We start from the raw sequence: 25,841 nt of genomic DNA, 5'->3' as shown, positions 1-25,841 counted from the left end.
CCATCGGACCTAAAAGGGAAAAGACTCGGTGTACAGCGCGGCACTGTGAACGAGTACATCTGGGCACGGTATTTGAATCAGTACCACGTCGGCGAGAGCCAGGTAAAACTGGAGCCGCTCACCTCTGAGGCCGAATTGGTCGAGGCATTCGCCAAGGGCGATGTCGACGCCATATGGGTCAACAAGGCGTTTGAAAGCAAGGTTAAAAAACTTCCCGGAGTCAAGAAACTGGCTGACTTATCGGCCATTCATTTCCGCATGGTCGGGTATCTCGTCGGAGACGAATCATTTGTTGCCTCTCATCCCACTGTCGTCTCCAACATCCTCAAAGCACTCAACGATGCTGACCGGTTTATCAGAGAACATCCGAATCAAGCCGCGGACATTGCCTACAACGAGCTGAACATCCCCAAGTCTGAGGTACTGCTTGAGATTGAACACGATTATGATTTCATGTTGCGATTCACGCGAGGTGATTACAATGAACTGCAGGCGATTCTTCAATGGTCGCGCAACAATGGACTCATTACAGACAACGTAGACCTGCGCAAGTCTATTGAACTGCAGCCCTTGATGGCCGCATTCCCAAACAAGGTGTCTTATGACCCCCAATCGTGAGGCGAGGGACCTTCCCGAACCGGGGGCCTACCGCCCGGTTTGGCGAGGTCCCTCACACTTCTCACCCCCCGCCGCTTGCTCATGGTTGTTTCTCAATCGCTGCAACCCGCGTGTTGATGCGCCGGATGACTTCCGCATCAAACTTTGGTCTACGGTCGTACGTGTATAGACCGTTCACCTCTTGCTCCACATCGTATAATTGCGTGTAACAAAATGCGCATATAGCTGGGTTTTCTAATAAAGCTGTGGTTAATCCTTCATAGCGTCGCAAAAATTCTTCTTTTGACCTAGGTCGCTCGCCATACCCCCAGCCTTTGTCATCCGCCTGCTCCGGATTCCACCAGATTCCTCCGTATTCGCTGACGAAATACGGTTGTCCCTCGTACCGTTGGCGCTCCGGAAATGTGTTGTAAACCGCCCCTCCATCTTTCATCGGCGCAAATTTTTCCGCAAACGTCTCTGGGTCCTGTTCATAATCGTGGATATCGAAGATATCCGTCATCACATGAAAGTTCCCGCTCGTGTCGATGACCGGCCGCGTGCAATCGAACGCCTTCGTTACGTTGTAGACAATACGCAATACCTCGTCATCCTGGCGGGCATGGTTTGCCGACATGCTGTCCCAGGTCTCGTTGAACGGGCACCATCCGACAATGGATGGATGGTTGAAGTCACGCCGAATCCCCTCCAGCCACTCGGGCAAAAATCGCTCCAGTCCCACTGCGGTTGAAATATCCAGCCCCCAGCTTGCGTGCTCCCCCCATACGATATATCCCAGCTGGTCGGCCCAATAGAGGTATCTTTCTTCGAACATTTTCTGATGCAGTCGTGCCCCGTTGAAACCAAGCTCCATGGCCAGCTCAATATCTCGACGAAGGGACGCATCGGTTGGGGCCGTGTAGACGCCGTCTGGATAATATCCCTGGTCCAAGACCAGGCGTTGAAACACGGGTCTGCCGTTAATGAGAATCTTTTTCTCGCCAAGCGACACCGTGCGCAATCCAAAATAACTTTCCACGCGATCCCGGACATCACCGCGGCAAGAGAGTGTCAACTGAACGTCATACAGACGAGGCTTGCCCACGTCCCACAAATGCACCTCAGATAGTGGAATCGTGATGCGGATGCTGTTCATTCCCACTTTCGCAGCGCCTTGTCCGACCGCCCTGCCTTTGTATTTCACGTGAATCTGGAGGTCTTCGTCATACTGGATGCGTCCAGCAACGCCCACCTCGACATGAACACAGGCATTGGCTGGATCGGGAAAGTATCTCAACCCAGAGATGTAGGTTTCGTTCGTACATTCCAACCATACCGTTTGCCAAATGCCCGTCGTCCTCGTGTAATCGCAGCCGTGCGAATATAGCAGAGCGCTCTGCTTGCCGCGGGGTTGCAGACGGGAACGGTTGTCGTCCTCGGCGCAGACGGTAATCACGTTTTCACCCGGGTGCACCAGGTGCGTGATGTTGAAAGAGAAAGATGAATACCCGCCGCGATGCGTACCCACAGATTTACCGTTAATCCAAACCTCCGTTTCATAGTCCACAGCACCAAAGTGAATGAAGACCTGTTTCCCTTCCCACTCCCTTGGCAAGGTGAAGGTGCGTCGGTACCACACCGCGGCCATAAAGTCCTTGTATTGAATTCCAGACAACTTACTCTCCGGGCAAAAAGGCACCAGAATCCTTTGCGAAAACCTGCTCTTGGCGGGAAAATTCTTCTCCCGGCCCGTCCGGCCGCCATCCATTTCGAATTCCCATGTTCCGTTTAGGTTTAACCAATCCGCTCGAACCAGTTGCGGCCGCGGATACTCTGGCCGCGGAATGTTCGTCGTGTTCAGAATGTCGCTCTCGGGAATGCCCATGCTGTCAACTCTCCTTCTGTTGATCGCGCTATCTAGCAGGTGGAGTCCGCCGGGGTAAACCTCTCTCCATCCCCCCAACCCGGCCGACTACGCCTTGATGACGCCTTATTTCAAGCCGGAGAATGCAAATCCCCTGATAATGTGCCGCTGGAAAAGAACGTACACGATGAAGACTGGGATCGACACAATGACATCGGCAGTGGCCGGCAGGGTGTAGTCGGTGTGGTAGGACGAGTTAAAAAAGGGTATGCCGACCGGAACCGTCATCACGTTAGGAGAAGTGATGCTGATGTAGGGCCACAGGAAGTTGTTCCATGAGCCAAGGAACGTAAAAATAGCGAGGGCCGCCAACGCTGGGCGGGCCAACGGAACGGCTATCATAAAAATCATTCTCAACACGCCACAGCCATCCATTTTGGCGGCTTCAAAATACTCCCGAGAAAGGCCGTCAAAAAATTGCTTTACCAGCAAGACGCCGAACGGCACAGCGATACTCGGCAAAATTAACGCCCCATACCCATCCAGCATATGCAGAGACCGAAACAGCAAATAAAACGGAATCAGCAGCGCCTCTCCCGGGACCATCAGACCCAGAGCGAGCAAAAAAACCACCAATCCGCGACCGGGAAAGCGATTTTGTGAAATCGGGAACGCACAGAGGACTGACAACAGGAGAACAAGCACCGTGACAATGAGTGCGACAAGGAAGCTATTGAGCAGCCATAACAAAATCGGAGCATGGGTAAATGCGTAAACGTAGTTGCCGACAGAGTACGGAGCCTGAAACCAAGAAGCAACATTCAGCACATTGCTGCCTTGGGGCTTAAATGAAACCAAGAGAATCCACAGAGAGGGCACCACCCACAGGATGGAAAGGACAATGGCCACAAGGTACAACAACACTCTCGTCAAGCGGCCCATTCTTAACGCGCTATCCGCACGCACTGATACAGGAGCCGGGGACGTTGGCATCGCTTCTCGCACCTGCATGTTTGCCACTCCTCCTTTTCGGGGCACGGTTTCCCAACTTTCTTGAAGGCGATTACTCTGTTTTGCTCATTAGCCTCAGTTGGATGAGTGATACAATCAGCAGGATGAAAAACAGAATGTATGAAGCCGCTGCTCCGGGACCAAACAGAAATTCACTGAATGACTTTTCATAGATGTAGCTCACAATCGTGGTAGTTGCCCCGGCAGGACCTCCCCCCGTGAGAAGAAAAATCTGCCCGAAGACATTGAAGGAAGCAATGAACTGAAGAAAGACAATAAGAATAGTTACTCGCTTGACACTGGGGAGGGTAATAAAGCACGTTTTGGCCCACCCGCTGGCTCCGTCCAGGCTTGCTGCCTCGTACAGTTCCTTGGGAATGTCCTGCAGCGCCGCCAGGTACAGGACCATATTGAAGCCTGCAGTCCACCAAACGGTAACCGCCAGGACGGAAATCCATGCCAGTTGCGTACTCTGCGCTGTCCAGTTAATTTCTTGATGAATCCCAATGGCATTGAGGACGGCATCGACCAGCCCGCCGTAGTTTCCGAGCATCGCGCTCCAGACACTCGATACAACGGACACACCCAATATCATAGGCAAGAAGAAGATCGCCTGATAGATTTTCCTGCCCTTAATGGGTGCATTCACAATAAGCGCAAGGCAAAAGGGAATGATGACGAGCAGCGGAACGGAAAAGACAACGAAAATCACGGTATGCCAAATGGATGACAAAAATGTTGAATCATGAAGTAAATAATTATAGTTCGCAAGCCCAACGAATCGTTTTGTCCCAAGTACATAAAATTTCTGCAAACTGATGATAAGCCCACGCACAATGGGATAAAACGTAAACAACAAGTACAGTATGAGAAACGGTAGCATGAGCAGGTAACTAGGCATGTACTTACGCACACTTACCATAACTATCCCCCACCTTCACCCATTGAACCAAATGCATCCACATAACTTGGTCTGCTGTTCATTCCTCCAACTGGCGATCCAGAATCTGCCCCATTTCTTGTACGCCCCGTGCCACCGGCGTTTGTTTGAGAAGTATGCCTTGCAGTTTGTTTAGGATCTCGTTATCACTCATCATCCAAACGGTGTCGGTCATAGGAAAATATTTAACAAAACTTGCTTGCGAGCCGTAATTGCTTCTGTATGGAAGCGCTTTAAATTGAGGCGTATTTTGAATGATCTTATTCGCGGGAATGTGTCCCGCCTTCGCCCACATCCACGCGTGATTCTCGATCCACTTGACAAAAATCATCGCGTCTTTGGTTTGCTCCGGTGTCCGATTGGGATTCACAGGCAGGACGAATGTATGGGAATCCGCCCAAGCAGCCGGTTGTTGAAAAAAGACCGGCATCTGGGCCACTCCGAGTTGGTCTCCCAGCGCTTTGTGAAAGTCGTCCACGCTCCATGTCCCCTCAATACAAAAGGCGGCCTTGCCAGACTTGAACAGTTCATCCGGATTGGAAATATTCGACGGAATGATGTGCGAGGTGTTGTACAGGTCGTAGAGCTTTTGCATCGCCTTGATAGCCACCGCGTCGTTGGTCGCATCGGTAAATGTCTCTTTGGTCCCAGCCTTATTGAGTAAACTTGTGCCACCCATTTGATAATAGAACGTCTCCCAAATGGCCAGCGGTCCCCAGCCACTTTCACCGAACGACAAGGGGACGTAGCCGTGCTCTTTAACTTGGTTGCAAATGCTGACGAAATCGTTGTAGCTCGCGATGTTCAGTTGGCTAGGAGAAATGCCTGCGCTTTGTAACACTTTCTTGTTGTAGAACAATAGGTATGTGTGGATATCCAGAGGAATCGCGTAGTGCTTGCCATTTATGACGGCATCCTTCATCGGGGGCTCAAAGAATTGCGACCACTTTATCCCGGCCGAGGCTGCCTCCTTGTCCAAGGGTTCAATGACCCCCTGTGTTCTCAGGATGCCTATGTGATCAACGTGCGAAATCGCGAGATCCGGTGCTTTACCCCCAAGCACAGCTGTTATGAGCTTTGTATAATATTGGCCCCAGTCCTGAGTCTCTTCCTGTACATGGATCGAGGGGTGTGTTTGATTGAACTTTTTAACTATTTGGTTCATGGTGGTGCCGTCAGCGCCGCCGAATAGATCCCAGAACACGATAGTCGTCGTCCCAGATTGATGGACCGCGCTTTGCGTCTGGGACGGACTGCAGGCGGTAGCTAGTGTACCGGCAATGAGCACTCCGGCGACAAGAACCTTAGTCTTCCCCGCGACCTTCATCGCAAACCCCTCCACGCCCCAAAATTGCAAGACCACCATATGAACTACCTGTCGTAGTCCAGACGCATAGTGATGTCCGTGTCGTAATTTCCAAATCCCCTTCCGAACAGGTTCAGTCCACCGTCGTTCAAGGCGTCTTCTTTGACTTCCAACCGCACTGCGACATACGGGTGGTCGTCGAGTCGCAGGCTCTCAATGTCCACATCGGATATCTGCCTCCCATCGATGAAAGCGCCATGCTGAGTGACACGCCAAGTTTTTAACAACCCGAACTGGGTGTTCCCGGTTCCCCACCAGGACGGAGTCAACAACCCCCTTTCCCCTCCGAAGTCTCCTGGACTGGTCCACGTTCCCACTTCAATGCCATTTATCGAGAGAGTGATATCTGATGGCCAGTTTGGATTGTGCAGGGGCGCTTCTGAACAGATCTCCATGGATAACTCGAGATTCGTGATAGCCGCGCCATTCGGCACCCGTTTTGGAAAACGGTACTCCAGATATCCTTTGCGGAACCAAATCAACCCTGCCTCTGTACGTTCGGGCTCAAAAAACGAGGCTGGATCATCGATTTCGCCAATGATGGAACGGCTGCTGAGCATGCCGCATGTCGGGGTTACACAGGCTTCAAAAAAGTGCCCAACAGGCATCTCAACCAGGGCGTGATTTCCCTGCTCTTTAGGTGGACTGTAGATATCTACTACAATCCGCCCCAGCACTGCCGCGCAAACTTTCTGCGTGCCGCGCGTTCCTGGGACCAACTCCGTGCGAATCAGTCCCGCATCCTCTAATTTTTTTACGTTTATCGCAACCGTAGATGGAGGTATTCCGAATATGGCGGATATTTCCGTGATATTTTTTGGACCCTTCAATAATTCTTTCAGTAATGACACTCTGAGATCCGAGGACAACGCTTTCGCCACGACCAGAAAGTCATCCAGTGACCTTGTCATGACTCGGTTCCAGGCTTCGCCCGTATCATGTAGCATGTTGAATGACCTGTATCTCCTTTGCCCTATCCTGTTTTGAAACAAGAAATCTTGTTCCTTTGATCTTATTCCTGTTCAGGAGATAAATCAACAATTATTTTGTTAAATCAGAACGGATAATTTTTGTGGTCATCCGAATCCCCCGTGGAACCAACACGGGCATGGCAAGAGTCAGCTTTCGTTCTGGCCCGCGCCAGTTTCACTCCCCAGCGCATAGGACTCCGCTGCGACACATAGGTAATACGCAAGGCCCGTCTGCAGGGACTCCATCATCCGGCGGTGGAAGTCGTCGCTTACGAAGAATCGCGCACGAGCGGCGAAGTCGGCTGCGCTTGTCGGATGCCCGTGCTGGTTGAGGAAGTCCAGGTGGCGGCGAATGAGGGTTTGCACCCGCTCATCGTGATGCGGGACTCCCTCCGCCAGGGCTCTCGCCAGCGCCTTCAGAAACCTGGTCGCTTCGACGGCCTGCTGGTTCATGTTGTCCACATCCAGCGGACGCTCCGAAAGCAGGTTGTATCCGTACTTGTCATGGAGGTATTCGTGTTGTTCCCGCAGTGCATCGCGCCACTGTGCTTCACTCGCAAATCCTATGAACATCCTGGCCTTGTCCATGAGCTCCCCTTTGTGAAGGAAATCCAAAGATTCATCGATGGTCTGTATCAGGCGCTCCAGCCGTCGCTTGCGGGCCAGGAGAAGTTCTTTCTGTTTGGACAGAATCGATGAACGATCCGGATCGTCCTGCAACAGTCGCTTGATTTCTTTCAGAGAAAAATCCAATTCCCGGTAGAAGAGAATCTGCTGCAATCGCTCCAGCTCCTTGGTGCCATAGAGGCGATAGCCCGCGTCGCTGACTTCGCAGGGCAGCAGGAGTCCTATTTTGTGGTAGTGGTGCAGGGTTTTGACGGTCACGTTGGCCAGGGCGGCGACCTCTTTCACCGTGTACAGCAAACGGATCACTCCTTTTGGCTTCGAGAATAATGGCTCCCCTTAGGGGAGAGTCAAGGAATCGCTCCTCACATCGCTCGCCGCACCCCTTGACCCTCCCCTTGCGGCAGGCCGCATCATGAACTCTACATGCAGGCGCGTTCGTGCCGAGAGGAGTGACTGAATGGATGTCAGCATTCACACTGCTGCGCAACCGCTATGTCCAATCCGTCGTTGTATCCAACCTATTCTCGCAGTTTGGCATTTGGGTGCGGAAATTCTCCATACTGCTGTTTGTCACCGAGAAGACCCACGGCAATGCCGTCGCTGTGTCCCTGATTTTCGTCGCCGAGTACGCCCCGATTTTCATCTTCTCCTTTCTCGGCGGGACATTTGCCGACCGTTGGCGGCGTCCCAAGAGGACGGTCATCTGGGCGGACCTGCTCAGCATGGTCTCGGTCTATGTGGTTATTGTCCTCATGGCCGCGGGGGCGTGGCAGACCGTGTTTGGCGTCACCCTGTGCTCGTCCGTCCTGTCGCAGTTCGCCCAACCGTCCGGGATGAAACTGTTCCGGCTGCACGTCCCCCGCGAACAGGCGCAATCCGGCATGTCTTTGTTGCAGACACTGTTCTCTGTCTACATGATACTGGGTCCCATTTTCGGGACCTTCGTTTACGAGAGACTGGGAATCGACCGAGCGCTGGCGGTAACTGGCACCGCCTTCCTTCTTTCCGCGCTGGCCATGCTCTTCATCCCACCGGATGGAGCTTCGGATCTGGGAAACCAGTCCGCGCGACCGTCGTTGAAGCGGGAGATGATGGACGGCATCCGCTACGTGTGGTCCAGGCGCGTGCTTCTGTCGTCATGCATGACCTTCATGATTGTGGGACTGGGGGTGGGCCTGGTCTCTCCGCTTAGCATATTCCTCGTGACGCAGAGACTGGGCTTGCCAGCCAGTGACCTTCAGTGGATCACCATTCCCTATGGGGCGGGTGAAATCATCGGAGGCATGGCAACGTTTGCGGTTGCGAGAAAGGTTCTTCCCCACCACCTGCTCATGCTGGGACTGCTGGCCGACGCCATGGGCATTGCCGCCTCCGGCATGTCCACGACTTTATGGATGACCATGGCGGCGCAATGGTGGACTGCCCTGTTCCAGCCCGCCATCTTGATTGGGAACAACACGCTGGTGATGAGAAACACCGAGCCTGACTATATCGGACGCGTGACGGGCATTCGGACGCCGCTGATGACAGGCAGCATGGTGATCATGATGGGTGTATCCGGTGTGGCCAAAAACGTGATGCCCCTGACCACCCTGTACGCACTGGCCGGAGCGTGCTTTTTTGTCGGATTCCTGATCACTGGCTGCACCGTGAAATCTCACGACGCTGGACTCGCGCCCAAGGTGAAACTCTGATTCGCCGCGCGCATCATTCCCTTCCTGTCGGGCACCATACAATTGTTTCCATATGACCGATCCGCAAGAGGACATGGGGGTTGACGCTGGTGCCGACGCACGCGAGTCCTTCAGCCCATCCACACAGCACACGGCCGCGGCAGCGGGCGCCGATTCGGCTGCTGGCCGGCCTGTTGGCGCCCATCTGCCTCGGCTTCGCCGGCATGTCGGCGACACTGTGGGCATTGCGGCAGACGCCGCTGCCCGCCGGGACGTTTGCCCGCAGCAACACCATCGCCGCGGCCGATGGGCAGGTGCTCGCCAACTGGTCCACGCACGGGCCGGTGCATCGCGAGGTCCCGCTCTCCGACATCCCCCGCGCCCTGCAGGAGGCCACGCTGGCCGTGGAGGACACCGGCTTCTACCGCCACCACGCGCTCAGCCTCACCGCGCTAGCCCGCGCCCTGTGGGTGGACGTCGCGCACGGACGCGTGGTCGAAGGGGGATCCACTATCACCCAACAGCTCGCCAAGAACCTCTTTCTCAGCCAGGATCGCACCCTGTGGCGCAAGCTGCGCGAGGCCGGTTACGCCCTGCAGCTGGAACTGCACGCGAGCAAAGCGGACATCCTCGAGAAGTACCTGAACGTCATCTACTACGGCCATGGGGCGTACGGGGTGGAGGCGGCGTCGGAACTGTACTTCGGCAAGCCGGTCCGCCAGCTCTCGCTCGCCGAATCGGCTCTGCTGGCGGGCCTGCCGAAGGGCCCGGAACTGTATTCGCCGTTCCGCAGCTTCGCGGCCGCCAAGGCGCGCCAGCACCAGGTCTTGCAGCGTATGGTGGCGGCGGGCTTCCTCACCCCCGCCGCGGCGGCCGAGGCGTATCGCCAGCCGCTGGCCATCCAACCGCAGCCCCGGCTCGCCCCGCCTGCCCCCTACGCCGTGCAGGTGGCGATGGACGAGGCGAAACGCCGCTTCCACCTGACGGACGCAATGCTAGAGCAAGGCGGAGTACGCATCACCACCACGGTCGATCCGCTGCTGCAAAAGGCAGCGGAGCAGGCGCTGGCGACCACCCTGCCCGCCCGCAGCCATCTGCAAGCGGCTCTGGTGGCGATGGACCCCAAGACCGGCGCGATTCTGGCCATGGTCGGCGGCCGCGACTACCGCGAGAGCGCGTACAACCGGGCGTTCGCCATGCGGCAGAGCGGATCGACCTTCAAGGCCATCCTGTACGCGGCGGCGCTGGAGCGGGGCTGGTCTCCAGCGAGGGAGGTTGACAGCGAGGAGACAACCTTTCTCTACCAGGACGTGGGGGATGAGGAGACGAGCGCGCAGCGGCGCTACACCGTGCACGACTTCGCCGACATGTACGCGCACCGGCCGCTCACCCTGCGCGAGGCGTTGGCCCGCTCCGACAACGTTTACGCGGTGACCGCCAATCTCGAGGTGGGTCCGCAGGCGGTGGTGCGAACAGCGCGGCAGATGGGGATAAGCGCCCCGCTTGCCCCCTATCCATCGCTGGCGCTGGGCGTTTTCCCCTCCAGCCCGCTGGAGTTGGCCACGGCTTACGCGGCGCTGGCCAACGGCGGGATGCGCGTGCACGCGCACACGGTTGCGCGGGTGTCGAGCCCGGGCGGAGAGCTGCGCGCCCCCGCGCCCGGGCGCGAGCGGGCGTTGTCAGAAGGCAGCAGCTTCATCCTGACCGACCTGCTGACCAGCGTGCTCAAACCGGGCGGGACGGCGTACCCGGTCACCCGCTTCTTGCACGGCCCGGCGGCGGCCAAGACAGGCACCACCGACACGGACGCCTGGATGGTCGGCTACACCCCGCGCGTGGTGTGCGCGGTCTGGGTGGGCTATGACGACAACCGTCCGCTCACACGCAGCGAGTCGCACCTGGCGGCGCCGATATGGGGGAAGTTCATGGGCGCCGCCCAGCAGCGCCTGCCGGGCCCTTGGTACACCCCACCCCCCGGTCTGGTGCGGGCGACGATAGACGTCTCCTCCGGCCTGCTGGCCACCCCGGGCTGCCGCAGCACCGAGACCGACTACTTCCTGCCGGGCACAGAACCCACGGCGTTCTGTCCGCTGCACAACACCTCCGTCGCGCCTCAGCCGCCGAATCGGCCCTGGTGGCGGCGGCTGTGGGGCGCCTAGAGGCGGGGCGCGCAGCGCTTTCAGTGGGTTCAGCCCAGTGCCCACACTTGCCATCACTTGCGAGATTTCCTCGTCCACTTTGAATGACTCGTACCCGCGCCGGTGCCTTATCCGACAGTACGCAACGAATATGGGGCCTGCGAACGGTTTAACATGAGCCTCTATTTCGACTATACCACGATTTCGTAGGCTTGGTCATACGACGCCCGTCTAAGACAGAGGCAAGAAGGGACTCAATCACCGCACCGCGATAAGTCTCCCAGTCCGGCAGCAGAACGACCCTATCACAGGCCATCAGCCCTAAGTCCGATCCCTTCGGTTAGATTTCGATTGGAGTGAGCCAAACCCCTTTCGGTTGGCTTTTAGCTGAGTGATCGCACCCTCTCCTAATACCCTTAGCTTCTATGTTAAAATTGGGGGCAGTCTAGCGAGGGAGCGTGTCACATGGAACAACGCCTATCGAGTCGCGTCCGCCAGATTGCGCCGTCTGCCACCATCAGTGTCGATACAAAAACCAAGGCCCTTATCCGCGAGGGCAAGCCGGTCATCAACATGAGCGTCGGTGAACCGGACTTTGATACGCCGGTTGCGGCCGCTTACGCGGGTATCCGCGCCATCACCAGCGGCCAGACTCGCTACACGCCGGCCGCCGGGCTGCTGGAGCTGCGCAAGGCCATCGCGCACAAATTGATGGTCGAGAACGGTCTGTCCTATCAGCCGGAGCAAATCATCGTCTCATCCGGCGCCAAGCACTCCCTGTTCAACATCTTTTTGGCCATCTGTGAGCCCGGGGACGAGGTGATTCTGCCGGCGCCTTATTGGGTATCTTATCCCGAACAGATTCGTCTTTCCGGTGCGAATCCGGTCATTGTTCCGTGCGGGGAAGAGAGCGGCTACAAGATCACGGCCGACCAGCTGCGCGCGGCCATCACGCCGAAGACCAAGGCATTTCTGCTCAATTCTCCGAACAACCCGACAGGCGCCGTGTACAGCGAAGCCGAGCTGCGGGCGCTGGGCGAAGTTCTGCTGGATGCGGACATCTTCCTGGTCACCGACGAGATTTACGAGCGGCTGGTCTATGGTGTCGAACACGTCAGCCTGCTGGCACTCTACCCCCAGCTGGCCGACCGGACCCTGGTCGTCAACGGCTTCTCGAAGGCGTTTGCCATGACCGGTTGGCGGCTCGGCTACGTGGCGGCGCCGGCCGACGTCGCGAAGGCATTGGCCAGCCTGCAGAGCCACGCCACCGGCAACCCGTCTTCCGTCTCACAGGTGGCCGGCATCGCCGCGCTGTCGGCGTTTGACCCGGGCATGGTGGAAGAATTCCATCGCCGCCGTGATCGCCTGGTGGCCGGATTGCGCGAACTGCCTGGCATCACCTGCCAGGTTCCCCAAGGAGCGTTCTACGCCTTCCCGAACATCGCGTCGCTGTTCGGGAAGGCGTACAAGGGGCAGGTCATCACGGACGCCAACGCGTTCTGTGAGTTGCTGCTCGAGCACGAGCTGGTTTCCGCCGTGCCTGGCGGCGCTTTCGGAGCTCCGGAGAACATCCGCCTCTCTTATGCCGTCGCGTACGAGCAAGTGGAGACGGCGCTGGAGCGCATCGGCCGCTTCGTCCGCGAGTTGGCCTGAGACCCCACCGTCCATCCTGGCGTTTCGGCGCATCCGCTTTGGATGCGCCGAATTTCTTCTTCCTCACCTTTGCCGGCCCTCATCCATACACTGCAAACAGAAGTTGGCCTGTGTGCGGAAGATGGGAGGGTTTTACATGCGCACGACAACGTCCCGGCGAACGCGCCCAGGCGCCCGCACGCGGAGACGGCGTACCCACCACAGCCCGTGCAGCCGCACGCGCCGCGCGCCGCGTCCGCCGCGGGCCGACGGGATGGAGACACTCGCAACCGATCTCGTGCTGGCGATGGCGCAAGCACCCCGCAACACCGCCAGAAGCGCCAAGACAACCGGCAGGACCGCGGCCAAAAGAAAGGGCAAAAGCGGAGCGAAAGGCGGTTTGCCCGCGCCCCGCAGGGAGCGCGCCGGGGTGAATACAAGGCCCGCCAACAGGGACCTGGCCAAACTGTTGTCCCCGAAGAACCTCCAAGAGTCGTTGAAGACCGTGGGGACGCTGCGCAACTTCGTCAAGAACGGTTTGAATTACTTGCAGCAGGCCGACCGGCTGCTGGATACGCTCTATGTCACCTCGAACTCGCTCAGGGAGACCGGCGTGCTGGACAAGATCATCAAGAACCGCGGGAGAAACCTAAGCAGCGAAGACTTGACCAACATCCTGATGGCCTTCCTCAACTCTCCTCTGGGCAACCGGGTGCTGAAGGGAGAGGATGGGGGCGGTCCGTCCGACGGCGGCCAGGGGAACGTGGCCAGCCCCACCAGCCAGACCGGACCAGCCAGCCCCGCACAGGTACAACCCGGGGCGCCCACGCAGCGGCCGCAGACGCCCGCCCCCGGCGCCCCGCCCTACCCAGGAGCCCCCCCGTACGGCGGAGGGCCGGGCGCGCGCTCCTGACGCCCCGGCGCCCATCCGCACAAAGCGAGGCAGGGCCAACGGGAACGTCGGCCCTGCCCCTCTCTGCCGCTTACTTGACGTTTTTCGGAACAAACTTTTTGATTTCCTTCAACGTCTTATCGTCAACGTTTTGACCGTACTTGTGCACCAGTTCATCGACGTTGGCCGTGGGGCCGTTTTTCGTGGCATCCTTGTAGGCGTTCACGAACTGCTTGATGCGCTGCTCAGGGACCGGCAGTCCCAGCCTGTCGGCAAAGTTTTTCGCCATCTGTTCCACGTGTTTCGGGTCCTGCCACTGTTCCGGCTTCACCTTTTTCACGTCCTCGAGAATTTCAAAGATGGCCTTGCGCTTGCCCGACAGGTTGTGCTTCAGCGTATCCAGCGCGGACCCGCCGCCGGACGCGGCCGCCCCAGAGGTCGGCTGGGACTCCGGTGCGGCTTGGAGCGCCTGAGCACGGTCTCTCCTGCGCGGCTTCTTTCCACCTTTTTTCTGCACGTCTCACCCTCCTCTGTCGCTGCCGAGCGCTCGTGCGAGCCTCACCCCACTCTATGGCGCCGGTTTGCCAAATGCGCCGGCAACCGCCAAAAACGGGCGATCCCACCCCCACACCCAATCCCACGCCTTGCTCCAGCCGATTGTAAAGACTATTGTATATACAGAATCAGCAACGGACATTCGAAGGGATTCCAGACAGAACCGGTCTCATCCCTTTCTCTCCATTCCGACAGCACAAAGGGGACGATAGGCTTGACTCGGCTCGGGCAACTCACAGCTGTGCAATCGTTGATTCAACTGGCGTTGGCGGAAGACGCGGGCCGCGGCGATCTCACCTCGGAGGCCATTGTGCCGGCCGACCTGTCGGCCGTCGCCACCATTCGCGTCCAGGGTCCCGCTCGGGTAGCTGGGCTGCCGGTGGTGGAAGCCGTGTTTGCGGCGTTCGATCCGGACGTCACTGTGACCCGGCTGGTCGAAGAAGGTACGGACGTCGAGGGGACGACCCAAGTGTGCCGGCTGGAGGGTTTGGCCCGCTCCATCCTGACCGCCGAGCGCACGGCGCTCAACTTCCTGGCGCGCCTGTCCGGGGTGGCGACGCTGACCCGGACCGCGGTCGCACAGCTGGCCGGTACGCGGACAAAACTGCTCGACACCCGCAAGACCACCCCCGGCTGGCGGGCGCTGGAGAAGTACGCGGTGGCCGTCGGCGGCGGGGTCAACCATCGGCAGGGACTGGACGACATGGTGCTCATCAAGGACAACCACGTCGCGCTGGCGGGCGGGGTGGCTGCGGCCGTCGCCCTGGCGCGGACAAGGATTGGCCTGGCGCCGAAGATTGAGGTGGAGGTGGACACCCTGGAGCAGCTGCGTGAAGCGCTGGCCGCCGGGGCCGACATCATCCTGCTCGATAACATGGACAACGACACGCTGGCCCAAGCCGTCGCCATCACGGCGGGCAAAGTGCCGCTGGAAGCGTCGGGCAACGTAACCCTGGAACGGCTGCCTGCGATAGGGCGGACGGGCGTCGACTACGTCTCCATGGGAGCACTGACCCATCAGGCGGTCAGCGTCGATGTGGGATTGGATGTGGAACTATGACGCGCGAGGTGTGCGACTTTGTCGTGGTCGGATCAGGGTTGGCCGGCACCACCGCCAGCTGGCTGCTGGCCGAGTTTTCCGAGGTCCTGCAGGTGTCCCAAACCCCGCCGGAGGGCAGCAACTCGTGGGCTGCGCAGGGGGGCGTGGCCGCCGCCACGCGGGATAGTGACTCCCCGCGCCTGCATGCGCTGGACACGCTGGCGGCCGGCAAGGGGCTGTGTGACGCCCGCCACGTCCAGCGCCTGGCCGAGCGGGCGCCGCAGCTGATGGCGTGGCTGGCCAGCATCGGCGCGGCCTTTGACCGTGACGAAGCGGGACAGGTGCGGCTCGGCCTGGAGGGGGCGCACTCGCAGCCGCGCATCTGGCACGCCGGCGGAGACGCCACAGGGCGCCACCTGCTTCAGGCCGTGCGCGAAGCGGCCTCACGGCAGCCCAATCTTGCCTGTTGGACCGACATGCAGGTGCGCGGCCTGCTCCTGTCGGGAGGGCGTGTGGTCGGTGTGTCCGGCCTACGCCGGGGGCGGACGGTCATCGTCTACGCGCGCCGCGCCGTCATCCTGGCCAGCGGCGGCATCGGCCAGCTCTACCCCTACACAAGCAATCCGCAGGGCGCCGTCGGCAGCGGCATCGCGCTGGCCTATCGGGCCGGAGCGCAGGCAGCCAACATGGAGTTTGTCCAGTTTCACCCCACCGTGCTGGACGTGCCCGGCAACCCCCGTTTTCTCATCTCGGAGGCGGTCCGTGGCGCCGGCGCCCGCCTCATCGACGAACGCGGAGAGCCTTTGATGGCCACCTTCCCTCGCCAGGACCTGGAACCGCGCGATGTGGTGGCGCGTCAGATCCACCAGCGCCTGCTCACCGGCGGGCGGGTGTTTTTGGACGCGCGCAGGGTGGCCGATTTTGCCGACCACTTCCCGACCATCGCCCAACGGCTCGCGGAGTGTGGCATCCATCCCGCCAGAGATCCCTTTCCGGTCGCGCCGGCCGCCCACTTTTTCATGGGCGGCATCCGGGCGGACCTGTCCGGGCGCACCTCGCTGCCCGGGTTGTTCGTGCTGGGTGAGGCCGCCTGCACCGGAGTGCACGGGGCCAACCGCTTGGCCAGCAATTCGCTCTTGGAGTGCCTGCTGATGGCCCACGAGTGCGCCGCCCATTGGCGCAGCCGGGAAACAAGGGGCGCGGACGGGCGGATTGAAGGGATGACAGCGCGCCGGAACACGCCGGCCGCTGACCAGGCGCCGCGATGGACAGGGGCCGCCGGTGCAGGCCCAGGCGAGGCGGAAGAGCAGGTCGAAATCCGTCCCGACGACGAGCCGCTGCTGAACGAGGTGCGCCAGATTCTCTGGACCGCCGGCGGCATTGTGCGCGACGAGGCGAATCTCACCTCCGGGCTGCGGCGAGTGGCCGACCTGGCCGCCCAACGTCCGGATTCGCCGGCCGTCACCCTGGCCACGCTCATCCTGCGGGCGGCCCGGCTGCGCGACGAGAGCCGCGGCGCCCACTTCCGCAGCGACGCGCCGGAGACAAGTTCCGCCTGGGACGACGCCGTCATCGTCTGGGAGCGGCACGGCACAGACGACGTCCCCCGCACCGCCAGCGCGACGGCCGCCCCCGGGTGCACCGAGTCGGCGGCCGCTTCTCTGGTCAATACATCCGCCGCACAACCGTGAGGTGATCCCGCCAGTAACTTCCTGGCTGAACACTCAAATAGCCGACCTTGCCGAGGCCTCCGCCCTCTTGAATCATTTTTCCATCCCCGGCGTAAATCCCGACGTGGCCGCCCTGGTTGAAGATGAGAATATCGCCGGGTTGCATCCGGTCCGTCGGGATGGTCACCCCGACCGACTGATACTGTTTGCGGCTGGCCGTCGTGAACTGATACCCGAGGGCGTGGTGGAACACGTACTCGACAAAGTTGCTGCAGTCAAACCCGGTCTGCCCTTCGTCCTCGTTGTGCCCCCACACATAGGGCGTGCCGAGCTTGCTTTTGGCCACCGAGAGGACGGCGTCGGTCTTGTCCTCCACGGAGGCGTTCGTCCCCGCCAGCGGACGCAGGTTGGAGTCGAGCGTGCACCCCGGCGGCGGGATGGGCACGCGCGCGGTCGTCCCACGTCCTTGGATGTCCGACGGCAGGTTCCCCACGCCAGTACTGCCGGCGCCCGCATGGCCACCGTGTCCCAACGTCCCCGCGTTGGCTCGCGTCGTCGCCGGGCTCGGCGTGGCTGGCGCCGCTTGGTCGGCCGGCACGTCGATGGTAGTCGATCCGCCCGTTGTCCCACCCAAACTGTCGCTCACGATGTGGGTGTATTGTGGATTGGCGGTGATGTAGACGTTCCGGTCCTGCCAGCGGATCTCGTACCAGGCGTCGCTCACCTTGCGCAGCAAGGGCGCTTTGTCCCCGGGCTCCAGCCGCCCCAGCACGGCGCTGCCGATGCTCGGCTGCTGGTGGTAGCTGACCCAGCCGTGGTTGGTCACGACGTACTGCGTGGCCGCTGTCGCGCTGGCCAACGAGCCCGCCGGCGTCCGCCGCGGTCCCGCCGACTCAAAGATCAGCTGGACGTGGCGCACGTCCTGGGTGGGAAAGTTGGCGGTGACGTAGTTAATGATACCGGTGCGATCCGACAGGTCCACGGTGTCCTCGACCTGCCCCAGCCCCGCCGGCCGGGGAGCGGACGCCACGGTACCTGCGCGCTGCAGCTGCAGACGGACGGTGTGGGTGTGCGCGTTATAGTCCTTGCCGGTGACGCGAGCTACGGAGCCAGCGGCAGCGGTCGAGGTCTGGGGCGCCCGCTGAGCCAGGGAGTTGCCGAAATGGCCGGCCATGCCGCTGCCCGTCGTACGGTTTTGCGTACTAGGAGCGCCGGGTCCGCTTTGGCCGCCGCATCCGCCTGCGGCCAAAGCCGCCAGCAGCGCACAGGCGGTAAGCCGCCACAGGCCCGATTTGGCAACATGCGCCATCGACTTCACCTCCTTGAGGTTTACCTGGGTTCAGGGTTCGCTGCGGCAGGCGAATCCATGCGAGAACGCGGCCCCACATCGGCAGGAGGTGCGCATAGGGCGTCGAAAAGTATAGAGATTTATCGATTAGCGAAAAGGAGGAATATACATATGCGCCTTCAGGCAGGACAGAAGCTGGTGATGATTGGGGATTCCATTACCGACTGCGGGCGCCAGCGCCCGGTCGGCGAAGGATCCTCGGCGGCGTTGGGCAGCGGCTACGTGGCGCTGGTGGACGGGTGGCTGCGCGCTGCCTATCCAGAACTTGGCGTCCGCGTCGTGAACATGGGCATCGGCGGCGACACGGTGCGCCACCTGGCGGCACGCTGGCAGACGGATGTGCTGGACCTCCACCCGGATTGGCTGTCGGTAATGATTGGCATCAACGATGTATGGCGCCAGTTTGACCACCCGCTGCAACCCGAGTTGCACGTGCTGCCCGAGGAGTACGAACAGACCCTGCGCACCCTGCTCGGCCAGGTGCGCTACCGCTTGTCCGGTCTGGTGCTGATGACACCGTTTTACCTGGAGCCCAACAAGGAAGACGCGATGCGCCGGCGGATGGACGAATACGGCCGCATTGTGAAGCGAGTGGCGGACGACCTGAACGCCGTATTCGTCGATACCCAGGCCGCTTTCGACAAGCTGTGGGCGCACACGTACCCGTCGTCCATCGCGCTCGACCGCGTGCATCCCGACCTGGCCGGACACACGGTGCTGGCGCGCGCCTTCCTCGACGCCGTCGGCTTCGACTTCAACCGCCGCGGACAGTAAGGGCGGCATCCGGACACCGCCTTGCCTCATACCATCCTCGGCTTACGACAATTCCCTGTCCGCTGAGCGTTGCCGTACGCATCGCAAGGTTGTATAGTGTACTACGTTATTTCTTTAACAGGCGAAAGGGGTTCGACCTCTGACCGCTTTTCAGGAGGTCTCTGCGATGCGTGACGGCAAGCTTGGCGTTTGGTTGCTGACAGCCTTGGTCGTCGGCAACATGGTGGGATCAGGAATTTTTATGCTGCCTAGGCAGTTGGCGGGGGTGGCCAGCCCGGCCGGGAGCGTCCTCGCCTGGGCGCTCACCGGCGCGGGGGTCATGATGATTGCTCTGGTCTTCGGCAACCTGGCGATGCGCAAGCCGGAACTCGCCGGCGGGCCGCAGATGTACGCCAAGGCGTTGTTTCGGGACGGATCCACCGCGTCGACGCTGGCCGGTTATCTGGTTTCGTGGGGCTACTGGGTGGCCAACTGGGCAGGCAACGTCGCCATCATCACGACGTTTGCCGGCTATCTGTCCACCTTTTTCCCCGTCCTTAACGATACAACACCGTTGTTTTTTGCAGGTCCGTTCACGGTGAGCGTGGGCAACCTGGTGACGTTTTTCGTCTGCACGGCCCTGCTTTGGCTGGTGCACGGGCTGATTCTGCGCGGGGTGGAAAACGCGGGGCGCGTGAACCTGGTCGCGACCAGCGCCAAGGTGATTGGATTTGTGTTTTTCATCGCGGTGAGCCTGTTCGTCTTCCACAAGGCGAACATCGTCCCGTTCGCCGCGGTAAAGAGCGACGGCGGACAGACGTTTGGCCTGTTTGGCCAAGCGGGGCACGCGCTGGTTTCAACCTTGTGGGCGTTTGTCGGAGTCGAGTCGGCCGTGGTGTTCTCGGCGCGGGCGCGCAGGCAGGGGGACATCAAGCGGGCGACGGTGCTCGGGCTGGTGCTGACGGTCATCATCTACATGAGCATCTCGATTCTGACCATGGGCGTGCTACCACAATCGCAGCTGGTGCACACCGACAAGCCGCTGGTGGACACGCTGTCGGTCGCCATCGGACCGGTTGGCAGCTACGTCATGGCGCTCGTCGGCATCGTATGTCTGGCCGGATCGACCGTGGGATGGGTGCTGCTTAGTGCCGAAGTGGCGTACCAGGCCAGCCGCCAAGGGCTGTTCCCGAGTGCGTTCGGGCGCGAAAACCGGCGCAAGTCGCCGGTCGTGTCGTTGACCATCACCAATATCATGGCGCAGGCGTTCATCTTTTCGACCATCTCGCACTCTATCGCCAAGGCATTCGATTTTGTCACCTTCGTGGCCACGCTGTCCTATCTGGTGCCCTACATCATCGCCACCGTGTACCAGCTCAAGCTGACGATGTCGGGGGAGACTTACGGCGGCCAGGGCCGGCAGCGCATCGGCGACTTGGTCATCGCGGCGCTCGGGGTCATCTACTCGGCCTGGGTGGTCAAGGCGGGCACCGCCGATCTGCACACATTCTTGTTCGGCGTAGGTCTCATCTTTTGCGGTATCTTCTTCTTTCCGTTTGTCATCTCCTCGCGCCGCCGGCAGCAGACGTCGACGGCCATGAAAAAGGGCGGATCGGCCGCGTAGGGATCTCCCCGCCCACCACCTGCCGGAAAAGTCCAGTCCCGATAGGGGACTGGACTTTTTCACATACTGTGGTATGATGCTCAACGTCACAACTGACATCATGTCATTTTGTCCTGGTGGATTTGCGTCCAGGCTGATGAAAGCCAGGTGGTAGAATTGCCGTTGTTCGTGCAACGCCTTACGCTGGGGCCGCCGTCCCGTCGCTTTTGCGAGGACCTGTCCTTTGCTCTCGCCCCGGGCGAGACGGCGGCCATCGTCGGCCCTTCCAACAGCGGCAAGTCCTCGCTGCTCCTGTGCGCAGCCGGCCAACTCAAGCCGGCGGCCGGCCGCGTGGGCATTGGCCCGGACGCCGACAGCGCGCGTCCACCTGGGTGGCGTGAGGTAGGACTGGGGCCCATCCCCGTCCTGGCGCCGCTGTTTGACACGCTGACCGTGCAGGAGCACCTGACCTTCCAGGCTCGCCTGTACCGGGTCCCCGCTGTCCGCCAGCGGGTCGCCGACGAGCTGCGCCGTTTTGGCTTGGAGGCGGCCGCCCGCCGGCGCATCAAGGACCTCGACGCGTTCACGGCCCTGCGCGCCGCCCTCGCGATTACCTGCGTGCACCGGCCGCAGTTTGTGCTCCTGGATGAGCCGGACCAGGGCCTGTCGGTGGAGCAGTGGTCGCAGACAGCCGCCTTGCTCCGCAAAATCGCAGCGGAAGGCGTCGGAGTTCTGTACACGACGGTCGACAGCGTACACGCGGCGGTGGCCGACGTGGTGGTGGACATCGCGAAGGGGGAGGTGCACCGGGGTGAACCTGTGGGCCGTGATTCGCGTTGAGGCCAAGCGCATCTGGCGCAACCGACTGATGCGGGTGGGGCTGCTGGCGATGTGCCTGCTGCCCTTGCTCTACAGCGCGCTGTACCTGTGGGCGTTTTGGGATCCGTACGGCCACCTCGACCGTCTGCCGGTGGCAGTGGTCAACGAGGACGAAGGGGGCCGGCTCGACGGCCGACACGTCAACTACGGTGCCGACTTGGCCAAATCGCTCGTCGACGGGCAGACGCTGGAGTGGCACCGGGTCAGCGCCAGCCAGGCGCGGGACGGTCTTGAACATGGCCGTTACTACATGGAATTGGACATCCCGCGCTCGTTCACCCGGGATGTCCTCAGCGTCAACAGCGACCATCCGCACAAGGCGAAACTGGTCTTCATCCCCAACCAGGGCCAGAACTATCTGGCCGGGCAGATTGTCTCCCGCGTCGAGGACGACATCGCGGCGCAGCTGAAGCAGCAGTTCAGCCGGCAGTTCATCTCCCGCCTGCTCGATATGGTCGGTCAAGCGTCGGGCGGCGTCAGCAAGGCGGCGCGAAGCGCCGGGCAAATCGCCCGCGCCGGCAAGCCGCTGGTCAGCGGCAGCCAACAGCTGAGCCAAGGGGTTAATCAGGCCGACGACGGGGCGCACCAGCTCGCCGCCGCGCTGGCCCAGCTGGAGAGGGGCAGCCAATCGTTGGCCGGCGGCGCCGGGCAGATGGCCAGCGGCGCCAATCAGGTCAACGCCGGCATCGCCCAAGCCGCCGGCAGCGTCGGCCAGATTCGGCGACAGATAGCGCCAGCTGCCGGGCCCTCGAGCGAGCTGGCCCGAGGCATGCAGCAGGCCAGCAGCAGCGCCGGGCAGATGCAAGCCGCCAGCCGGCAGCTGCAACAGGGCAGCGCGGACGCGGCCAGCGGCGCGGCCGGATTGGACACCGGGCTGGGCCAGGCCGTCAGCGGCGCCGCCCAGGTGCAGTCCGGCATCGAAGCGGCCATCTCCACCCTGGAGCAGGCGCCTGCGGACGATCCGCACGTCGCAGCCGCCCTCTCCGCCCTGAGCCAGGCGCGGGACGGATCAAAACAGCTCAGCGACAGTTTGGGGCGGCTGCAGAGCGGCGCGCACACGCTCGCCTCCAGTCTCAATCAGGAAAACGCTGGTCAGGCGCAACTGACGCAGGGCTTGGGCCAGTTATCGAACCAACTGGGGCAGGCCGCCAGCGCCACCCGCCGGTTCAGCCAGAGTGTCGGCCAGCTGGACGGAGCGCTGGAGCAGCTGCAGACGGGGCTGACGACCGCACACACCTCGTTGGCGCAAATTGCCGGGGCGGCGGGGCAGCTGCAGGCAGGCGCCAACCAGCTGCACAGCGGCCTCGTCAGTGCGCACAGCGGGGCGACGTCGCTGGCCTCCGGATTGGACGACGCGGCTTCAGGCGGCCGCTCGGTCGCCTCCGGGATGGCGAAGCTGAACGACGCCCAGAATGAATTGGCCAGCAAGCTGAAGGACGCGGTGCCGGGCAGGATGAGCCAGCCGGACAAAAAGGCGGACGTGATGAGCGGCGCGGTTGCGGCGCAGACGCGGCCGATAAACCCGGTGGGCAAGTACGGCCCCGGATTGGCCCCCTACTTCCTGCCGCTCAGCTTGTGGGTGGGGGCCTTGCTGCTGTACTTCCTGGTGCCGCTGCGCGAGGCGCGCTGGCGCCTGTCCCCCGTCTCGCCGCTGACAGTGACGCTGGGGAAACTGTGCGTGCTGTGGGGCATCGGCGTACTGCAGGCGGTCATCGCGGCCACCGTCGTCCTCTACGGGCTGGGACTGACGGTGACCACGGTGCCTGGATTCTACCTGTTCTCTATCGGCGTCTCGCTGACCGACATCACGGTCATCGGCATGCTGTTGTCCGTGCTCAAATCGGGCCCCGGGCGGGTGGCCGGGATTGTGGTGCTCATCTTGCAGCTGACATCGTCGGGCGGAACGTTCCCTATCCAGCTGGTACCCTCGTTCTTCCAGGCCATTCATCCGTACCTGCCGATGACCTATGCGGTTTCGGGCCTGCGCAACCTGATTGCGTTCCCGAGCCATCATGACGCCTGGGTCAATATCGGCGTACACGGCCTGTTCTTCGTCGGGTCCCTGGCGCTGATGGTGCTGATGCATGTCCGCCGCGTGAAACCCGAGCAGCTGCACGCCCCGGACACCCTGGTGTCGTGAGGCAGCCGGCCTAAGCGCAGGCTTTCCTTAACGCCCGGCTTTGGCGCGCCGGCGGCGCGTCAAGGTGTCGATGGTGACGGCCACCAGCAGGATGCCGCCTTCCACCAGATACTTGGTGCTGGACGGGGCGCTGAGCAGGTCCATGCCGTTTTCGACGCTCCCGATGACCAGCGCCCCGGCCAGCGCGTTCCAAACGCTGCCTCGGCCACCAAACAGACTGGTTCCGCCGATCACGGCGGCCGCGATGGAGTCCAGCAGCAGGTTGCCGCCGCCGGATGCCGGCGAGGCAGACCCCAGGCGCGAAGCGCCCATGATGCCGCCGGCGGCGCCGAACACCCCGGCCAGGGTGAAGACGGCGATGCGGACGTGTTTCACGCGGATGCCGGCCCTGCGCGCCGCCTCCCTGTGCCCGCCCAGGGCATAGACGTGGCGCCCAAAGCGTGTGGACTGGGTCACGAACGAGAAGATGACGATGAGCACAATCAGCACCAGTCCGGCCACCGGGATGCCGCGATACGTGTTGAGGGCCAGGACGATGAGCGCGCTGACCACCGCCAGCGCTATCACGCGCGCGCCGATGGACCCCAAATCCGGCACCCTGTCAAGCTCGAAGCGCAGCCGCGCCGCCCTCCGCTGCATGAGCGCCCAGAGATACACCAGCACGCCAAGCAGGGCCAAGATCCACGCGTACACACCGGACACGTAGGTGGTGGCAAGGCCCAGCAGGGTGGAGTTTTCAATCGGAACCGTTCCCGCGTCGCCCAACATGGCCAGCAGAAACCCCTGGTACCCGAGGGACCCTGCCAGTGTGACAATGAAGGCGGGAACACCCACCAAGGTCACCCAGACCCCCTGGAAGACGCCCAGAACCGCTCCTGCCGCCAGGGACGCCACAATCGCCAGCCAAGGATTCAGCCCCGCTGAAGAGAGCAGGACCAGGATGGCGGCGGCGACACCGCTCACGGCGGCGATGGACAGGTCTATCTCGCCCAGCAGCAGAATGAACGTTTCCCCAATGCCCAACAGGCCAATCTCGACCGATTGCAAAATCAGATTAGAGATGTTGCGGCCGGTGAGAAAGTGGCTGTTGACAAGCTCAAACACAATCCAGATGACGACCAGGGCGATGATCACCGGGATGAGGCCGAGATCGCCGGACGCAAACCGGAGCCTCAGCCGGTCCGCGAGGGAGCGGCGCCCGGAAGCCTCTGCAGTTGGATTGGCCGAATCGGCGGCGACGACCTTCATCGGGGAACGACCTCCTCTTCCGTGGCGCCGGTGATGGCAGCGACGACCTTTTCTCCGGATACTTCGGATGTGACGTAATTGGCGACCGTTTGACCCAGACGGAGAACGACGATGCGGTCGGCGACTTCAAACACATCCGACAGGTTGTGGGAGATGACCAACACCCCGACGCCGGACTCGGCCAGGCGTTTGACCAAGTCGAGCACCGCCCGCGTCTGCGCCACGCCGAGTGCCGCCGTGGGTTCGTCCAGGATGACCAGTTTGGAGCCCCAGAGCACGGCGCGGGCCACGGCCACCGTCTGCCTTTGCCCACCAGACAGACTGGCCACCGATGTGTTCAATGGGGGCAGGTTGATACCGAGTCTCTTCAGCACCGGTATCGCGTTCTTCTCCATTTCGGCGTGATTCATCACCCGGATGACACCCGGGATGATGGTCCGATACAGCTCCCGGCCCAGGTACAGGTTGGACACGATGTCCAGGTTGTCACACAGGGCCAGGTCCTGATAAACGGTCTGAATGCCGAGCGCTTCCGAGTCAGCCGGCGTGGACAGCGTGACGCGGCTGCCCTCAAAGAAGATTTCCCCTTCGTCGGGGAACTCGACCCCGGAAATGATCTTGATGGTGGTTGACTTTCCGGCGCCGTTGTCGCCTACGAGCGCGACCACCTCACCCCTGTGTACGTCCAGTGACACGTCCCGCAGGGCTTGCACCGCGCCGAACCGCTTCTTCAAGTGCCGCACCGACAAGAGGGGAGGCGTGCCGTGCCTGTCCTGTCCGCTCTGCGTCTGTACTGTATCTGCCATCGTCCAACCACCTTAACCTTGTTGATGAACCTTGTTGGTCAGCAAGCCGTGGGCACGCGGACGGGCAACCTGGCGGCCCCGTCCGCCCC

At 61.3% G+C, this 25,841-nt stretch carries 22 protein-coding genes; 11 read left to right on the top strand and 11 right to left on the bottom strand.

All coding sequences use genetic code 11. The features are described 5' to 3' along the window. A partial coding sequence (locus ASH01S_RS08105) for an ABC transporter substrate-binding protein (protein WP_157067055.1) occupies positions 1–618 on the top strand: 618 nt, incomplete at its 5' end. Positions 619–697: 79 nt separating this feature from the next. On the opposite strand, the gene ASH01S_RS08100 is transcribed toward ASH01S_RS08105, so the two are convergent. The 6 genes from ASH01S_RS08100 to ASH01S_RS08075 form a co-directional block, all read right to left on the bottom strand. Continuing rightward, complete coding sequence (locus tag ASH01S_RS08100) at positions 698–2,482, bottom strand: glycoside hydrolase family 2 protein (RefSeq protein ID WP_067926281.1); 1,785 nt, start codon at positions 2,480–2,482, stop codon at positions 698–700. 105 nt (positions 2,483–2,587) lie between these two features. Then, complete coding sequence (locus ASH01S_RS08095; RefSeq protein WP_067926278.1) at positions 2,588–3,472, bottom strand: carbohydrate ABC transporter permease; 885 nt, start codon at positions 3,470–3,472, stop codon at positions 2,588–2,590. Positions 3,473–3,524: 52 nt separating this feature from the next. Next, complete coding sequence (locus tag ASH01S_RS08090; RefSeq protein WP_067926275.1) at positions 3,525–4,394, bottom strand: carbohydrate ABC transporter permease; 870 nt, start codon at positions 4,392–4,394, stop codon at positions 3,525–3,527. Positions 4,395–4,452: 58 nt separating this feature from the next. Next, positions 4,453–5,739, bottom strand: a complete 1,287-nt coding sequence (locus ASH01S_RS08085; protein ID WP_067926272.1) for an ABC transporter substrate-binding protein — start codon at positions 5,737–5,739, stop codon at positions 4,453–4,455. Positions 5,740–5,783: 44 nt separating this feature from the next. After that, a complete protein-coding gene (locus tag ASH01S_RS08080) occupies positions 5,784–6,659 on the bottom strand; it encodes an ArsR/SmtB family transcription factor (RefSeq protein WP_306302856.1) in 876 nt (291 codons plus the stop codon). Positions 6,660–6,896: 237 nt separating this feature from the next. Further along, positions 6,897–7,673 (bottom strand): MerR family transcriptional regulator, encoded by a 777-nt coding sequence (locus ASH01S_RS08075; RefSeq protein WP_067926266.1) that lies wholly within the window; start codon positions 7,671–7,673, stop codon positions 6,897–6,899. A gap of 164 nt (positions 7,674–7,837) precedes the next feature. On the opposite strand from ASH01S_RS08075, the gene ASH01S_RS08070 reads away from it, so the two are divergent. The 3 genes from ASH01S_RS08070 (at position 7,838) to ASH01S_RS08060 (ending at position 12,840) form a co-directional block, all read left to right on the top strand. Further along, on the top strand, positions 7,838–9,070 hold the full coding sequence (locus ASH01S_RS08070; RefSeq protein WP_067926264.1) for an MFS transporter: 1,233 nt from the start codon (positions 7,838–7,840) through the stop codon (positions 9,068–9,070). An 89-nt stretch (positions 9,071–9,159) separates the two neighbouring features. Continuing rightward, complete coding sequence (locus tag ASH01S_RS08065; RefSeq protein ID WP_245628986.1) at positions 9,160–11,208, top strand: transglycosylase domain-containing protein; 2,049 nt, start codon at positions 9,160–9,162, stop codon at positions 11,206–11,208. A gap of 444 nt (positions 11,209–11,652) precedes the next feature. Next, positions 11,653–12,840 (top strand): pyridoxal phosphate-dependent aminotransferase, encoded by a 1,188-nt coding sequence (locus ASH01S_RS08060; RefSeq protein WP_067926261.1) that lies wholly within the window; start codon positions 11,653–11,655, stop codon positions 12,838–12,840. Between the two features lie 132 nt (positions 12,841–12,972). Here ASH01S_RS08060 and ASH01S_RS08055 read toward each other — a convergent pair whose 3' ends face one another. Beyond that, positions 12,973–13,269, bottom strand: coding sequence for a hypothetical protein (locus ASH01S_RS08055; RefSeq protein WP_067926258.1), 297 nt, complete (start codon positions 13,267–13,269; stop codon positions 12,973–12,975). On the opposite strand from ASH01S_RS08055, the gene ASH01S_RS08050 reads away from it, so the two are divergent. Next, positions 13,250–13,732, top strand: a complete 483-nt coding sequence (locus ASH01S_RS08050; RefSeq protein WP_067926255.1) for a hypothetical protein — start codon at positions 13,250–13,252, stop codon at positions 13,730–13,732. The genes ASH01S_RS08055 and ASH01S_RS08050 overlap by 20 nt on opposite strands. Positions 13,733–13,802: 70 nt before the next feature. Here ASH01S_RS08050 and ASH01S_RS08045 read toward each other — a convergent pair whose 3' ends face one another. After that, a complete protein-coding gene (locus ASH01S_RS08045) occupies positions 13,803–14,228 on the bottom strand; it encodes a hypothetical protein (protein ID WP_067926252.1) in 426 nt (141 codons plus the stop codon). Between the two features lie 252 nt (positions 14,229–14,480). On the opposite strand from ASH01S_RS08045, the gene nadC reads away from it, so the two are divergent. Together nadC and nadB are read left to right on the top strand one after the other, a co-directional pair. After that, complete coding sequence (gene nadC / locus ASH01S_RS08040; protein ID WP_067926249.1) at positions 14,481–15,326, top strand: carboxylating nicotinate-nucleotide diphosphorylase; 846 nt, start codon at positions 14,481–14,483, stop codon at positions 15,324–15,326. Further along, a complete protein-coding gene (nadB, locus tag ASH01S_RS08035) occupies positions 15,323–16,996 on the top strand; it encodes an L-aspartate oxidase (protein ID WP_067926246.1) in 1,674 nt (557 codons plus the stop codon). The genes nadC and nadB overlap by 4 nt, the downstream gene beginning before the upstream one ends. On the opposite strand, the gene ASH01S_RS17900 is transcribed toward nadB, so the two are convergent. Beyond that, positions 16,971–18,284: a C40 family peptidase gene (locus tag ASH01S_RS17900; RefSeq protein ID WP_245628984.1), complete on the bottom strand. Its 1,314-nt coding sequence runs from the start codon at positions 18,282–18,284 to the stop codon at positions 16,971–16,973. The genes nadB and ASH01S_RS17900 overlap by 26 nt on opposite strands. Before the next feature lie 150 nt (positions 18,285–18,434). On the opposite strand from ASH01S_RS17900, the gene ASH01S_RS08025 reads away from it, so the two are divergent. The 4 genes from ASH01S_RS08025 to ASH01S_RS08010 all read left to right on the top strand — a co-directional run bounded on the left by ASH01S_RS08025 (position 18,435) and on the right by ASH01S_RS08010 (position 23,698). After that, positions 18,435–19,097, top strand: a complete 663-nt coding sequence (locus ASH01S_RS08025) for an SGNH/GDSL hydrolase family protein (RefSeq protein WP_067926244.1) — start codon at positions 18,435–18,437, stop codon at positions 19,095–19,097. Positions 19,098–19,263: 166 nt separating this feature from the next. After that, positions 19,264–20,700: an amino acid permease gene (locus ASH01S_RS08020; RefSeq protein ID WP_067926242.1), complete on the top strand. Its 1,437-nt coding sequence runs from the start codon at positions 19,264–19,266 to the stop codon at positions 20,698–20,700. Positions 20,701–20,868: 168 nt separating this feature from the next. Continuing rightward, positions 20,869–21,519 carry an ATP-binding cassette domain-containing protein gene (locus tag ASH01S_RS08015; RefSeq protein WP_245628985.1) on the top strand — a complete coding sequence of 217 codons (651 nt, stop codon included), beginning with the start codon at positions 20,869–20,871 and terminating at the stop codon, positions 21,517–21,519. Next, positions 21,491–23,698 carry a YhgE/Pip domain-containing protein gene (locus ASH01S_RS08010; RefSeq protein ID WP_067926237.1) on the top strand — a complete coding sequence of 736 codons (2,208 nt, stop codon included), beginning with the start codon at positions 21,491–21,493 and terminating at the stop codon, positions 23,696–23,698. Before ASH01S_RS08015 ends, ASH01S_RS08010 begins: the two co-directional genes overlap by 29 nt. A 27-nt stretch (positions 23,699–23,725) precedes the next feature. Here the strand turns inward: ASH01S_RS08010 and ASH01S_RS08005 are convergent, their stop codons facing one another. After that, positions 23,726–24,946 carry a sugar ABC transporter permease gene (locus ASH01S_RS08005; protein ID WP_067926234.1) on the bottom strand — a complete coding sequence of 407 codons (1,221 nt, stop codon included), beginning with the start codon at positions 24,944–24,946 and terminating at the stop codon, positions 23,726–23,728. Further along, entirely contained in the window at positions 24,943–25,752 is an 810-nt protein-coding gene (locus tag ASH01S_RS08000; protein ID WP_067926231.1) for an ATP-binding cassette domain-containing protein, read from the bottom strand. The genes ASH01S_RS08005 and ASH01S_RS08000 overlap by 4 nt, the downstream gene beginning before the upstream one ends. Between the last annotated feature and the right edge of the window lie 89 nt (positions 25,753–25,841).

It is taken from the genome of Alicyclobacillus shizuokensis NBRC 103103, assembly GCF_001552255.1.
GTDB lineage: Bacteria > Bacillota > Bacilli > Alicyclobacillales > Alicyclobacillaceae > Alicyclobacillus_G > Alicyclobacillus_G shizuokensis.
Note: the sequence above shows the minus strand (reverse complement) of the source record. Positions and strands in the feature narration are given on the sequence as shown.